We start from the raw sequence: 12,675 nt of genomic DNA, 5'->3' as shown, positions 1-12,675 counted from the left end.
CGCGATGTGGGGCGGCCGCTTTGCTGATGGCCCTAGCGCGATCATGCGCGAAATCAACGCCTCGATCCCGTTCGACAAGGCGCTGTGGCGGCAGGATATCGCCGCGTCCAAGGCGCATGTCGCGATGCTGGGCAAGGCCGGGATCGTCGCGGCCGAGGATGCCGGGGCGATCAGCGCGGGTCTGGACGCGGTCGCCGCCGAATACGAAGCCGACGGCGTGCCCGAGGACTGGGACCACGAAGACATCCACATGACCACCGAGGCGCGGCTCGCCGAACTGATCGGCCCGGTCGCAGGGCGCCTTCACACCGCGCGCAGCCGCAACGATCAGGTCGCGACCGATTTCCGCCTGTGGGTGCGCGATGCCTTTGCCCAGATGGACGAAGGCCTCGCCGCCCTGCAACAGGCGCTGGTGCGCCGCGCAGGCGAGCATGCGGACAGCATCATGCCCGGTTTCACCCACCTGCAGACCGCGCAGCCCGTCACATTGGGCCACCACCTCATGGCCTATTACGAAATGTTCCGGCGTGACCGCGCCCGCATCGCCGATGCCAAGGAGCGCATGAACGAATGCCCGCTCGGCAGTGCCGCGCTTGCCGGAACGGGCTTTCCGATCGACCGCGAAGCGACCGCGCAAGCATTGGGCTTCGACCGGCCCACCGCCAATTCGCTCGATGCCGTATCCGACCGCGACTTTGCGCTCGATTTCCTGTGGTGCTGCTCGGCGACCGCGCTGCACCTCTCGCGTCTTGCCGAGGAACTGATCCTCTGGGCGAGCCAGCCCTTCGGCTTCATCCGCTTGCCTGACAGCCTCTCGACCGGTTCGTCGATCATGCCGCAGAAGAAGAACCCCGACGCTGCCGAACTGGTGCGCGGGCATTCGGGCCGCGTGATCGGCAGCCTCACCAGCCTGATGATCACGATGAAAGGCCTGCCGCTGGCCTATTCCAAGGACATGCAGGACGACAAGCCGCCGGTGTTCGAAGCCGCCAGCCTGATGGGCCTCAGCATCGCGGCGATGACCGGAATGATCGCCGGCGCAACTTTCAACACCCCGCGCATGCGCGCCGCTGCCGAACTCGGCTATGCCACCGCGACCGATCTGGCCGACTGGCTGGTCCGCGAGGGCGGCATTCCGTTCCGCGAGGCACACCATATCACCGGGGCCGCGGTGAAACTGGCGGAGAGCCGCGGCATCGCGCTCGACCAGCTTCCGCTCGCCGATTTGCAGGCGATCGATGCGCGCATCACCGAAAACGTCTATGCCGCGCTGTCGGTCGATGCCTCGGTCGCGGCGCGCGCGTCCTATGGCGGCACCGCGCCCGAACAAGTGCGCCGTCAGGTCGCCGCCGCGCGGGGCGTATTGGGAATGGAGGAATGATGCGGATCACTGCTGCTACGGCGTTGGCGCTGGTGCTGGCCGGGTGCGGAAGCGTATCCCCGCTCACCCCGCCCCAAGGCGCGAAAATGCCCGAGGCCCCCTATGGCGCGGCCGCCACGCCGTCTGCCGAGGAACTTCTCCGGCGCGAAGCGTTGGCCGCACCCGAACGCAGCGTCGAATTGCGCCGCCGTTCGGAAGAACGGCAGGACGACCCCTTCGACCTCCCGCCTGAATAGACTGGAACCATGGATCATTTTGCCCTGAACGGCGGCGTCATGCATGCCGAAGACGTCCCCCTGCCGGAGATCGCCGAGGTGGTCGGAACGCCGGTCTATGTCTATTCGCGCGCAACGCTCGAACGCCACGCGCAGGTGTTCCGCGACGCGCTTGCCGATGTGCCGGACAAGCTGATCGCCTTTGCGGTCAAATCGAACCCCAATCTTGCCGTGCTCAAAGTCTTGGGCGCGCAGGGCATGGGGGCCGATGTCGTCTCGGTGGGCGAAATGCGCCGCGCGCTTGCCGCCGGGATTGCGCCCGAAATGATCGTTTTCTCGGGCGTCGGCAAGACCGCTGCCGAGATGACCGCCGCGCTCGAAGCCGGGATCGGCCAGTTCAATATCGAGAGCGAGGAAGAGGGCCTCGAACTTGCCGCGATTGCGGCCGCCAAGGGCCTGACCGCGCAGTGCACGCTGCGGATCAACCCCGATGTCGATGCCGGCACGCATGACAAGATTTCGACCGGCAAGGCCGACAACAAGTTCGGTGTGCCGATCAGCGAGGCAGGCCAGATCTTCGGCAAGCTGGCCGGTCTGCCGGGGGTGAACCTGCGCGGCGTTGCGGTGCATATCGGCAGCCAGCTCGCCGATCTCGCGCCGCTCGAGACCGCCTTCGAGAAGCTCGGCGCGCTGGTCGCCGCGCTGCGCAGCGCGGGGCACACGATCACGCATGTCGATCTCGGCGGCGGGCTTGGCGTGCCCTACCGCATGGGCGAGGTGCTGCCCGCGCCGGCCGAATACGGTGCGATGGTCGCGCGGGTGACGAAGGACTGGGGCGTCAAGCTGATCTTCGAACCCGGCCGCGTGATCGCGGGGAATGCCGGCGTGCTGCTCACCCGTGTGGTGCGGGTCAAGCGCGGGATCAAGGACCCCTTCGTGATCGTCGATGCGGCGATGAACGATCTCGCGCGGCCTGCCCTTTACGGCGCCTATCACCATTTCGAAGCGGTCGAGCCCAGCGCTGCGCAGATGACCGCCAATATCGTCGGCCCGATCTGCGAAACCGGCGATACCTTCGCGATGGGCCGCGAATGCGATGCGTTGGAAGCGGGCGACCTCGCCGTGTTCCGCACCGCGGGCGCCTATGGCGCGACGATGGCCTCGTCCTACAATTCGCGCGGGTTCGTGGCCGAAGTGCTGGTTGATGGCGACCGGTTCGCGGTTGTCGCCGACCGGATCGAGGCCGGTGCGATCATGGACGCCGAACGCGTGCCCGAATGGCTGCTCTGACGCGGTCATGAGCACGATCGCCAGCCTGCCGCTGTTTCACCAGATCACCGGCAAACAGGTGCTGGTGATGGGCGACGGTGCGGCGGCAGAGCCCAAGCGGCGGCTGGTCGAACGGGCCGGGGGGCGGATCGTCGATGATTTCGCCCGCGCGGTGGACGAAGGCGTGCGGATCGCCTTCATCGCCTTCGACGATGCCAAGGCCTGCGAGGTCGCGGCGATCAATGCGCGCTGTGCCGGGATGCTGGTCAATGTCGTCGACCGCCCGGAATTATGCGATTTTACAACGCCTTCAATCCTCGACCGCGACCCGCTGCTGATCGCTGTGGGGACCGGCGGCGCGTCGGCCGGGCTGGCCAAGCATGTCCGGCTGCGGCTGGAGCGGGTGCTGCCTGAAACGCTGGGACGGTTGGCGCGGGCGCTGGAGGCGGCGCGGCCTGCCCTGCGGCGGCGGTTTCCCGACGGCGCCGACCGGCGGCGGGTGGTGGATGCGGCCTTGCGCGAGGGCGGCCCGATTGATCCGTTCGATCCGCAATCTTTTGAACGGGTTGGGGACTGGGCCGAGGGAACGCTATTGCCCCGCTCGCTCGCGCCGGTGACGATTGTTCTCGACAGCGACGATCCCGAGGATCTGACGCTGAGGCAGGCGCGGTTGCTGGGTGAGGCGGATGTCCTGTTGATCGATGGCGATGTGCCGCCGGCAATCCTTGCCCGCGCGCGGGCCGATGCGCGGCGCGCCGTGTTTCACGTGAAACATGACGACCAAAGCGATGCTGGCGGGGGTCTGACAGGGGTCAAGACGGCATTGGAACCGGGCAAAGCCGGATCAGACACGCGCAAGGCGGGGTCTGATGCAGGGCAATCCGAAGGGCTCACCCTGATCATCCGCTGGCGAGGTCCAGCGCGCGGCTAGCCGCGCCGCTTGCCCGCCGGCGTCAGGCGGCTTGCAGCAGCGGTGTGCGCAGGCTGGCGAAGTAGCCCGCCATCGCGGTCAGTGCCTTGTCGCTCAGCGCGATGAAGGCGCGGCGCCGGTCGGCCGGGTCGGGAACACGCACAAAAATCCCGCTTTCGACCATCTGCGTCAGCCAGCGCAGCGCGGTGGTCGCCGGAACGCCCGCCGCAATGCACAGTGATGTGACCGAAACGCGCGCGCCTTCGCCGTGGGCAGCGGTGAGATCGAGCAGCATGTCCCACGCCGGATCGCCGAACAGGTCTGCATCGAAGAACCGCGCGCGCGCCTGCCGGTTGGCGATGATCTGCCGCACCATTCGTGCATCGGGCAGGCTCGGCGCGCCCTGCCCGGCTGCGGCATCGGCTGCCCCCTGCCCACCGCGCGGCGCGGCAAAGCCGTGTTCAAAAACCGCTTCGGGGCCGCGGTAATCCTGCCGGAATTCGGCCAGGGGAGCCGCCCCCGGCGCGGCGGCATGACCGAACCGGTCGAGCGAATGGGCGATCGCTTCGACCTGCTGCGACAATCGCAGCAGGGCAACGCGGTCCTCATCCGCCATTTCGCGCAGGCGCGAGGCCCCCACCTCGCCCATCACCCGGCCGACCGCGACCACGCGTTCGGCGCGGCTGGGATCGACCAGGATCTGCGGGTTGGACTGGTCGAGCACGGCAAACACATCATCAAGGCCGCCTAGATTGGTCGACACGATCAGTCTGGCCCCGGATCGTGCCACCCGCATATCGAGACGCGCAAGCCCGGCGAGCAGCATCGGATCGAGCCCGCGCGCGTCCACCGCTGCGCAATCGACCACCACCACATCGCCCAGAAGCGTGATCGGACCATCCAGCAGCGCCTCTACCCCGCCGCCGTCGATCGCGCGGAAACCGGCGCCTTCGAGATCATCGCCGACCTGCCGGCGCAGGCCCTCATTCTCGGCAAAGATCGCCACGCGTGCGGCAAGCCCGGCACCGTCATCGGCGCAGCCATAGGCAAAATCAGCGATCGGGGAGGCAGTTGTGGAAGGTGTTGTCAGCATCGACTCGTCTCCAGCAATGTTGGAACGAGACTAGAACAAAAACGGATCAGGTCAAGTAATTCCTACATTTCCCAACCGCTTGCGCCGATGCCGCGCAGAACCCGGCGGCAGCTTACGGGCGAATTTCGATCACCGTGCCATCGGGAACGATGCGCCACAATTCGGCGATTTCGGCGTTCGAGAGCGCGATGCAGCCGTCGGTCCAGTCACCCGGCATGCGGCCAAAGGGAAGGCCGTTGGGCTGGCCATGCAGGAAGATATCGCCCCCGGGCGAGCGTCCCTGCGCCCGCGCAAACGCGCGATCCTGCGCATTGGGGTAGGAGACCTTGAGACTGAGGTGATAGGCGCTTCCGGGATTGCGCCCTTCGATCACATAGCGGCCTTCGGGCGTGCGTTCGTCGCCTTCGAACTGCTTGTGCCCCACCGGCGCATCGCCCAGTTGCAGGCCCCGCCATGCCCTGACCGGCTGCCCGCCCGCATAGGCGACCATCAGCCGTTCGGACTTGTCGACGATCAGGTAATCGACCTGCGTCAGTCGCGGTGCGGCGGTGATCCGGGCAGCCTCGCGCGCCAGCGCAGACTGCGCGGATGGGGCCTGCGCAGCCTCGCGCGGCGGCGCGGTGCAGGCGGCGAGCAGGCCGAGCAGCGGCAGAAGGGCAAGGCGGCGCATCGGCGGGCATGATAGGCACGCACCCGCCCTGTGATCAATCCGCGTCCTGCGCCTAGTCGACGAAAGGATCGCGCATCAGGATGGTGTCGTCACGCTCGGGCGAGGTCGACACCAGCGCGACCGGGCATTCGATCAGTTCCTGAATCCGCTGGATATACTTGATCGCCGCTGCCGGCAGATCGGCATAGGAACGCGCGCCCGCAGTGCTTTCGTGCCAGCCGGGCATCTCCTCGTAGATCGGCTCGCACGCGGCCTGATCGGCGGCGTGGCTGGGGAGGTAGTCATAGACCTTGCCATGCAAGCGATAGCCGGTGCAGATCTTCACCTTCTCCATCCCGTCGAGCACGTCGATCTTGGTCAGCGCGATCCCGGTGACGCCGCTGATCGCGCAGGACTGGCGCACCAGCACCGCATCGAACCAGCCCACGCGGCGCTTGCGCCCGGTGACCGTGCCGAATTCATGGCCGCGCTCACCCAGCCCTTGCCCGATTTCGTCCTCGAGCTCGGTCGGGAACGGGCCCGAACCGACGCGGGTGGTGTAGGCCTTGACGATGCCGAGCACGAAGCCGGTCGAATTGGGGCCGAGGCCGGAGCCCGAAGCCGCGGTGCCGCTGACCGTGTTCGACGAGGTGACGAAGGGATAGGTGCCGTGATCGACATCGAGCAGCACGCCCTGCGCGCCTTCGAACAGGATTTTCGCGCCTGCACGGCGCACCTTTTTCAGCCGCTTCCACACCGGCTGCGCGAATTTCAGAACGAAGGGCGCGATTTCGCGCAGTTCCTCGAGCAGCGCGGCGCGATCAACCGGGGGCTGTCCAAAACCTGCACGCAGCGCATCGTGGTGCGCGCAGAGGCGATCAAGCTGCGGCTCGAGGCTTTCGAGATGCGCCAGATCGCACACGCGGATCGCCCGCCTGCCGACCTTGTCCTCGTAAGCCGGGCCGATCCCGCGGCCGGTGGTGCCGATCTTGCCCTTCCCCGCCGCCGTTTCGCGCAAGGCATCGAGATCGCGGTGGAGCGGCAGGATCAGCGGGCAATTGTCGGCAACCGCAAGATTTTCCTCGGTGATCGCAACGCCCTGCCCTTCGACCTTGGCGACCTCGTCGCGCAAGGCCCACGGATCGAGCACCACGCCATTGCCGATCACCGACAGCGTGCCCGAGACGATGCCCGAGGGCAGCAGCGAAAGCTTGTAGGTCTTGCCATCGATGACGAGCGTGTGGCCGGCGTTGTGCCCGCCCTGGAAACGCACCACGGCATCCGCGCGGCTGGCGAGCCAGTCGACGATCTTGCCCTTGCCTTCATCGCCCCATTGGGCGCCGATCACGGTGACGTTGGCCATTTCAATCCTTCTTTCCGGCAAGCGGGGTTTTTTCGCGCGGGGCCTAGGCGTTTGGGCGGCCAAGGGCAAGGGCATGGGGGCATGCGCGTGCAAAGGGTTTTGCCTCGGCGGGGGGACTTGTGGCAAAAGGGGCAGGCAAACCTTGCACGGGGGTTCGGGCGCGATGGGGATTGTTGCAAAGACACTGGTGGCGACGGCTGCGCTGGCGATGCTGGGTGCGCCGATCCTAGCCCGCCAGCGCGCAGACGCGCCGCAGACGATTGCCTATGGCAGCGAAGCGTTGCAGCGGCTCGACCTGTGGACGCCGCAGGGCGCGCAAAAGGCGCCGCTGGTGATGTTCGTGCATGGCGGCGGATGGAAGCGTGGAAGCAAGGACAACGCGGTGAGCCGCGCGCTGCCCGCGCATCTGCTGGCGCAGGGCTATGCCTTTGCCGCGATCGATTACCGGCTGGTGCCCGATGCGAGCGTCGAACAGCAGGCAGCCGATGTCGCCGCCGCGCTTGCCGCCTTGCTGGCGCGCTCGGACAGTCTCGGGATCGACCGCGGGCGCGTTGTGCTGATGGGGCACAGCGCGGGCGCGCATCTGGTCGCGCTGGTGGGGACGGACGAGCAGTATCTGCGCGCCGCGGGCCTGTCCTTTGCCGATATCGACGGGGTGATCCCCAATGACGGCGCAGCCTATGACGTGCCCGTGCAGATGGCGCAGGCGGGGCGGTTCATGGCGCGAACCTATACCCAAGCGTTCGGGACCGAGGTCGTGCGCCAGCGCGCGCTGTCACCGACGTTGAACGCCGCAGCGCCCAATGCGCCCGCCTTCCTGCTGCTCCACGTCCAGCGGCCCGATGGCATCGCGCAGGCCGATGCGCTGGCCGAAGCGCTGCGGCGTGCGGGCACCCGGGTCGAGATCGGCAGCTTTCCGGGTGAGGGCCTGCGCGGCCATGCCGAGATCAACCGCAAGCTGGGCGAGCCGGATTATCCCGCAACGGCACTGGTCGATGCGTGGCTGGCCAAGGTATTCGCGAATTAACTCCGCTACGGTCGGCCAGGCACGGCGGGCGGGATGGCGCGGGTCATCCAGCGGGCCTCGGCACCGTAGCCTGCGACCTTGTCGCGCAAATCGCCGCTGACCGCGCGCTCGGCAAATCCGAGCTTGCGCCAGAAGGATGCCGCGCCTTCGACCGCGATCAGTTCGGCGCAGGCAAGGCCTTGGCGGGCGGCCATCGCGAAGACAGCGTCGATCAACGCCCGCCCCAGCCCCAACCCGCGCCCCGCAGGCCCCACGGCAAGATCGTGGATGAACAATACCTCGCTCGGCGCATCTCGGGGCAGGACCGCACCGACCGGCGGCGGGCTTTCGCGCGGCCAGCCATGCGCGAGCAGATAGGCCGCAAGCTCGCCATCGCGGAGCGCGGCAAGACAGAACGATGCCGCGACCGCAAGCCGGCTGGCAAAGGCGTCCTCGGGCTCGACCAGAAAGGCGGGATAGGCCCCCGCCTGGATCGTCAGCGCCTCGGCAAGATCGCCGTGCGCCAGCGGGCGGATTATCACATCGGGCATCGCGGATGCCGCATCACAGCGCGACCGGCTCGCCCTGTTCGAGCGTCCAGCCGCAGCCCAGTGCGCGCGCATCCTCGCCGTCTGCCAGCTGCGCACGGGTGCGCCAGCCCGCCGCGCGCAGAGCCGCAGCGGCGCTGCGGTCGTGGCCGAAGGGGAGGTAGCACACACGCGCCGCTTCGGGCTGGGGCGCAGCATCGGCGAGGCGATCAAGATAGAGCGTGAAGCCCGTCGCCGCCTCGTCGCTGCCCGCGATCCGGTAGGTGCCACCCCGCCCCGCCGCGCGGCGCAAGCCATCGGCATAAAGCGTGAAGCCCAGCCACGACTGGTATTCGAACCCGTGCCGTTCGGTCGGGTCGAGCGTGATGCGCGCCGCATCGCCGATATGCGCGGCAATCTGTTCAAGCGCATCGAGCCGCGTTTCGAGCGCCCCGCCCGCATCGACCGCCCGCAGCGCGGCCAGCGCGCCCTCGAACGGGCCGGTGGCGTAAAGCAGCGGCAGATAGGCCGCGCCGCCCGCCGCCTTCAATCCGCCGGCATCCTTGGTATCAAGCTCGCGCCGCACTCCTTCGATCTGGCCTGCGTCCAGCGGGAATGCCTTTTCGGCGAGCGTATCGACGAGGTCGGGCAGCGTGAAATCGACCGAGATCCCGGTGAGGCCCGCAGCCTTCAGCGCCTCGACCGCGAGCATCACCACCTCGCCCGCTGCTGCAACGCTGTCCGCGCCGATCAGTTCGGCGCCCAGTTGCAAGTGTTCGCGCGCCGGGTCGAGCTGGCTCGCCTTGATCACCACCGTATCGCCGCAATAGGCAAGCCGCAGCGGACGCGGCGCGGCAGCCAAGCTGGTCGAGGCGATGCGCCCGACCTGCGGCGTCATGTCGCTGCGCAGCGCGAGCGTGCGCAGGCTCGCCGGGTCGACGAAGCGGAACATCGCGCTCGTCTCGCCCACGGTAACGCCCGCCATCCGGCCCACCAGCGCGGCTTCGAATTCGAGCAGCGGCGGACGCACGCGGTCATAGCCGTGCGCGCCCAGTACATCGAGACAGGCGCGCATCGCAGCGGTGATCCGCGCGGCTTCGGCAGGCAGGCGGTCTTGCAGACCTTCGGGCAGGAGATCGTTGGGCTTGGTCATCGGCCCGCGCTTAGCGGGGTATGCGCGCGGGGTGAAGGGGCAAGCGGCCAAAGCTGCCATCGAACAACGCCGCTGGCCCGGCACACGCAGGCAGGCCGTTTCCCGTCGGGGAAGCTGGCGCAGCCAGCCTCCCCGCGCAGGCTCAGAAGCTCAGCGCCTTGACCAGCTTCACGCCTTCGAGCTTTTCAGCTTCGGCAACGACATTGGCGGGCAGCGCCTCGTCGAGGCTCAACAGCAGCACCGCTTCCCCGCCCGCTTCGCGCCGGCCGAGGTTGAAGGTGCCGATGTTGATCCCATGGCTGCCCAGCAGCGTCCCGATCCGGCCGATGAAGCCCGGCTTGTCGTCGTTGACAATGTAGAGCATGTGGCCGGCGAGTTCGGCTTCGATCCCGATGCCGAAGATTTCTACCAGACGCGGCGCTTCGCTGCCGAACAGCGTGCCGGCGACCGAACGCGGCCCCTGCGCGGTTTCTACCGTCACCCGCACCAGCGTGTTGTAGGCGCCGTCGCGGTCGTGGCGCACTTCGCTCACCGCCAGTCCGCGCTCCTTGGCGAGGAACGGCGCGTTGACCATGTTCACCGTGTCCGAATAGCGGCGCATGAACCCGGCGAGCACCGCGGCGGTGATCGGCTTGCCGTTCAACTGCGATGCCGCGCCTTCACGCTCGATCCCGATCTGGGTGAGGTTGCCATGCGCCAGCTGGCCGACAAGGCTGCCGAGCTTTTCGGCCAAGGCCATGTAGGGCTTGAGCTTGGGGGCTTCTTCCGCCGACAGGCTGGGCACGTTCAGCGCGTTGGTGACGCCGCCGTTGACGAGGTAATCGGCCATCTGTTCGGCCACCTGCAAGGCAACGTTGACCTGCGCTTCGGTGGTCGATGCCCCCAGGTGCGGGGTGCAAATGAAGTTTTTCGTGCCGAACAGCGGGTGATCGGCGGCCGGCGGCTCGGTCTCGAACACGTCCAAGGCCGCGCCGGCAACCTGCCCGCTGTCCAGACAGTCCTTCAGCGCCGCTTCGTCGATCAATCCGCCGCGGGCGCAGTTGATGATGCGGATGCCCTTCTTGGCGTTCTCCAGCCGCTCACGGCTGAGGATGTTGCGCGTCTCGTCGGTCAGCGGTGTGTGCAGCGTGACGAAATCGGCACGGGACAGCAGCGTGTCGAGATCGACCTTCTCGATCCCCTGTTCGATCGCGCGCTCTTCGGTGAGGAAGGGATCATAGGCGATCACCTTCATCTTGAGGCCGAGCGCGCGCGATGCGACGATCGAACCGATATTGCCCGCCCCGATCAGGCCCAGCGTCTTGGCGGTGAGTTCGACGCCCATGAACCCGCTCTTGGGCCATTGGCCGGCCTGCGTCTGTGCATTGGCTTCGGGAATCTGGCGGGCAAGCGCGAACATCAGCGCGATCGCGTGTTCGGCGGTGGTGATCGAATTGCCGAAGGGCGTGTTCATCACGACGACGCCCTGCGCACTGGCGGCCGGGATATCGACATTGTCGACGCCGATCCCGGCGCGGCCGATCACTTTAAGGTTGGTCGCGGCATCGAGGATCGCCTTGGTCACCTTGGTCGAGGACCGGATCGCAAGGCCATCATATTCGCCGATGCGGGCGATCAATTGTTCGGGCGTTTCGCCGGTGATGACATCGACATCGCAGCCGCGCTCTTCGAAAATGCGCGCGGCGTTGGGGTCCATCTTGTCGGAAATGAGAACTTTGGGCTTCTGGGACATGGTATTTTTCCCTTCGTCATGCTGAACTTGTTTCAGCATCCATCGAGCCTCCGATAGCGGAGCTCGATGCGGAGAAATGGACCCTGAAACGAGTTCAGGGTGACGGGATTGGCTGGGTAGAGACGGACGGCCTCAGCCGTTCTTGACCTTCTCGTAGGCCCATTCGATCCACGGCAGCAGACGCTTGAGGTCCTCCTGCTCGACCGTCGAGCCGCACCAGATGCGCAAGGACGGGGGCGCATCGCGGTAGCCGTTGAAGTCGTAGCCGACCGCGCGTTCTTCGAGCAGCTTGACGATCTTCTTGGGAACGCCCGCCTTGTCCTCTTCGGCAAGGCTGTCGTACCAGTCGCCCTGGAAGACCATGCAGACGCCAGTGTTGGTCTGGAGCGCGGGATCGCTCGCCATGTTGCGCAGCCACGGGGTCGCCTCGATCCAGTCCTTGACCAGCTTGGCATTGGCATCGGCGCGTTCGATCAGCGCCTTGCGCCCGCCGATCGCCTTGGCCCATTCGAGCGCGGCGATATAGTCTTCGGTCGCCAGCATCGAGGGGGTGTTGATCGTTTCGCCTTCGAAGATGCCGCGGTTGAGCTTCGCGCCCTTCTTCATGCGGAACAGCTTGGGCAGCGGCCAGGCCGGATCGTAGCTTTCGATCCGTTCCACCGCCTTGGGCGAGAGGATCAGCATGCCATGCTGCGCTTCGGAGCCCATCACCTTCTGCCACGAATAGGTTGTGGCATCGAGCTTGGACCAGTCCATCTCCATCGCGAAGATCGCGCTGGTGGCGTCGTTGATCGTGATCCCTTCGCGGCCCGGCTCGAGCCAGTCGGTGTTCGGGATCTTCGCACCGCTGGTGGTGCCGTTCCAGGTGAACACCACGTCATTGCGCTGCGGGATGGTGGTGAGATCGGGGATCTCGCCGTAATCGGCGGTCAGCACCTGCAGGTTGGGCAGCTTCAACTGCTTCACCGCGTCCTGGATCCAGATATTGCCGAAGCTTTCCCACGCCGCGACCGTGACGGGGCGCGCGGGATCGAGCATCGACCACATCGCCGCCTCGATCGCGCCGGTGTCGGATGCGGGCATGATGCCGATCAGGTAATCGTCGGGGATGCCGAGCAGTTCGCGGCTCAGGTCGATCGCATATTTCAGGCGGTTCTTGCCCAGCGCCGAACGGTGCGAGCGGCCGAGAACTTCGGTCTTGAGCTTATCCAGCGACCAGCCGGGGAATTTCGCCGTGGGGCCCGAGGAAAAGAAGGGGCGTTCCGGCTTAAGCGTCGGCTCGTGTGCGAGCCCGCGTGCATACTCAGTCATGTATTCTCTCCTTGCAGAGAGCTCGCGCGGCGTTGGGACCGCGTGGCCCGTGGGCCGAACTAGAGT

Annotated in this window: 12 protein-coding genes; 5 read left to right on the top strand and 7 right to left on the bottom strand. The window is 66.9% G+C overall.

Translation table 11 applies throughout. The features are described from left to right. Nucleotides 1–4 precede the first annotated feature (4 nt). From argH to A9D12_RS09155, 4 genes are read left to right on the top strand one after another with little or no spacing between them, the layout of a single operon-like run. On the top strand, nucleotides 5–1,381 hold the full coding sequence (argH, locus tag A9D12_RS09170) for an argininosuccinate lyase (protein WP_068354156.1): 1,377 nt from the start codon (nucleotides 5–7) through the stop codon (nucleotides 1,379–1,381). Next, the gene (locus tag A9D12_RS09165; RefSeq protein ID WP_082925497.1) at nucleotides 1,378–1,617 is read left to right on the top strand and encodes a hypothetical protein; all 240 of its coding nucleotides are present in this window, start codon (nucleotides 1,378–1,380) and stop codon (nucleotides 1,615–1,617) included. The genes argH and A9D12_RS09165 overlap by 4 nt, the downstream gene beginning before the upstream one ends. 9 nt (nucleotides 1,618–1,626) lie before the next feature. Further along, on the top strand, nucleotides 1,627–2,886 hold the full coding sequence (gene lysA / locus A9D12_RS09160; protein WP_068351079.1) for a diaminopimelate decarboxylase: 1,260 nt from the start codon (nucleotides 1,627–1,629) through the stop codon (nucleotides 2,884–2,886). A 7-nt stretch (nucleotides 2,887–2,893) separates the two neighbouring features. Next, nucleotides 2,894–3,796, top strand: a complete 903-nt coding sequence (locus tag A9D12_RS09155; protein ID WP_082925496.1) for a precorrin-2 dehydrogenase/sirohydrochlorin ferrochelatase family protein — start codon at nucleotides 2,894–2,896, stop codon at nucleotides 3,794–3,796. A 22-nt stretch (nucleotides 3,797–3,818) separates the two neighbouring features. On the opposite strand, the gene A9D12_RS09150 is transcribed toward A9D12_RS09155, so the two are convergent. The 3 genes from A9D12_RS09150 to A9D12_RS09140 all read right to left on the bottom strand — a co-directional run bounded on the left by A9D12_RS09150 (nucleotide 3,819) and on the right by A9D12_RS09140 (nucleotide 6,880). Beyond that, nucleotides 3,819–4,868: a helix-turn-helix domain-containing protein gene (locus tag A9D12_RS09150; RefSeq protein ID WP_068351077.1), complete on the bottom strand. Its 1,050-nt coding sequence runs from the start codon at nucleotides 4,866–4,868 to the stop codon at nucleotides 3,819–3,821. Nucleotides 4,869–4,980: 112 nt separating this feature from the next. Then, a complete protein-coding gene (locus A9D12_RS09145) occupies nucleotides 4,981–5,538 on the bottom strand; it encodes a L,D-transpeptidase family protein (protein ID WP_068351075.1) in 558 nt (185 codons plus the stop codon). A 52-nt stretch (nucleotides 5,539–5,590) separates the two neighbouring features. After that, the gene (locus A9D12_RS09140; RefSeq protein WP_068351073.1) at nucleotides 5,591–6,880 is read right to left on the bottom strand and encodes an adenylosuccinate synthase; all 1,290 of its coding nucleotides are present in this window, start codon (nucleotides 6,878–6,880) and stop codon (nucleotides 5,591–5,593) included. Nucleotides 6,881–7,043: 163 nt separating this feature from the next. On the opposite strand from A9D12_RS09140, the gene A9D12_RS09135 reads away from it, so the two are divergent. Then, nucleotides 7,044–7,907, top strand: coding sequence for an alpha/beta hydrolase (locus A9D12_RS09135; protein ID WP_082925495.1), 864 nt, complete (start codon nucleotides 7,044–7,046; stop codon nucleotides 7,905–7,907). Between the two features lie 5 nt (nucleotides 7,908–7,912). Here the strand turns inward: A9D12_RS09135 and A9D12_RS09130 are convergent, their stop codons facing one another. From A9D12_RS09130 to A9D12_RS09115, 4 genes are all read right to left on the bottom strand, one after another. Next, entirely contained in the window at nucleotides 7,913–8,437 is a 525-nt protein-coding gene (locus A9D12_RS09130) for a GNAT family N-acetyltransferase (RefSeq protein ID WP_068351070.1), read from the bottom strand. Nucleotides 8,438–8,450: 13 nt separating this feature from the next. Then, nucleotides 8,451–9,566, bottom strand: coding sequence for an ATP phosphoribosyltransferase regulatory subunit (locus A9D12_RS09125; protein WP_068351065.1), 1,116 nt, complete (start codon nucleotides 9,564–9,566; stop codon nucleotides 8,451–8,453). Between the two features lie 142 nt (nucleotides 9,567–9,708). Further along, nucleotides 9,709–11,298, bottom strand: a complete 1,590-nt coding sequence (serA, locus tag A9D12_RS09120) for a phosphoglycerate dehydrogenase (protein ID WP_068354143.1) — start codon at nucleotides 11,296–11,298, stop codon at nucleotides 9,709–9,711. 132 nt (nucleotides 11,299–11,430) lie between these two features. Beyond that, on the bottom strand, nucleotides 11,431–12,609 hold the full coding sequence (locus A9D12_RS09115; RefSeq protein WP_068351062.1) for a phosphoserine transaminase: 1,179 nt from the start codon (nucleotides 12,607–12,609) through the stop codon (nucleotides 11,431–11,433). Between the last annotated feature and the right edge of the window lie 66 nt (nucleotides 12,610–12,675).

The organism is Erythrobacter neustonensis (assembly GCF_001663175.1).
GTDB classification, from domain to species: domain Bacteria; phylum Pseudomonadota; class Alphaproteobacteria; order Sphingomonadales; family Sphingomonadaceae; genus Erythrobacter; species Erythrobacter neustonensis.
Note: the sequence above shows the minus strand (reverse complement) of the source record. Positions and strands in the feature narration are given on the sequence as shown.

Coding starts and splice junctions, on each gene's coding strand:
- argH (WP_068354156.1), top strand. CDS start 5: ATGTGGGGCGGCCGCTTTGCTGATGGCCCTAGCGCGATCATGCGCGAA.
- A9D12_RS09165 (WP_082925497.1), top strand. CDS start 1,378: ATGATGCGGATCACTGCTGCTACGGCGTTGGCGCTGGTGCTGGCCGGG.
- lysA (WP_068351079.1), top strand. CDS start 1,627: ATGGATCATTTTGCCCTGAACGGCGGCGTCATGCATGCCGAAGACGTC.
- A9D12_RS09155 (WP_082925496.1), top strand. CDS start 2,894: ATGAGCACGATCGCCAGCCTGCCGCTGTTTCACCAGATCACCGGCAAA.
- A9D12_RS09150 (WP_068351077.1), bottom strand. CDS start 4,868: ATGCTGACAACACCTTCCACAACTGCCTCCCCGATCGCTGATTTTGCC.
- A9D12_RS09145 (WP_068351075.1), bottom strand. CDS start 5,538: ATGCGCCGCCTTGCCCTTCTGCCGCTGCTCGGCCTGCTCGCCGCCTGC.
- A9D12_RS09140 (WP_068351073.1), bottom strand. CDS start 6,880: ATGGCCAACGTCACCGTGATCGGCGCCCAATGGGGCGATGAAGGCAAG.
- A9D12_RS09135 (WP_082925495.1), top strand. CDS start 7,044: ATGGGGATTGTTGCAAAGACACTGGTGGCGACGGCTGCGCTGGCGATG.
- A9D12_RS09130 (WP_068351070.1), bottom strand. CDS start 8,437: ATGCCCGATGTGATAATCCGCCCGCTGGCGCACGGCGATCTTGCCGAG.
- A9D12_RS09125 (WP_068351065.1), bottom strand. CDS start 9,566: ATGACCAAGCCCAACGATCTCCTGCCCGAAGGTCTGCAAGACCGCCTG.
- serA (WP_068354143.1), bottom strand. CDS start 11,298: ATGTCCCAGAAGCCCAAAGTTCTCATTTCCGACAAGATGGACCCCAAC.
- A9D12_RS09115 (WP_068351062.1), bottom strand. CDS start 12,609: ATGACTGAGTATGCACGCGGGCTCGCACACGAGCCGACGCTTAAGCCG.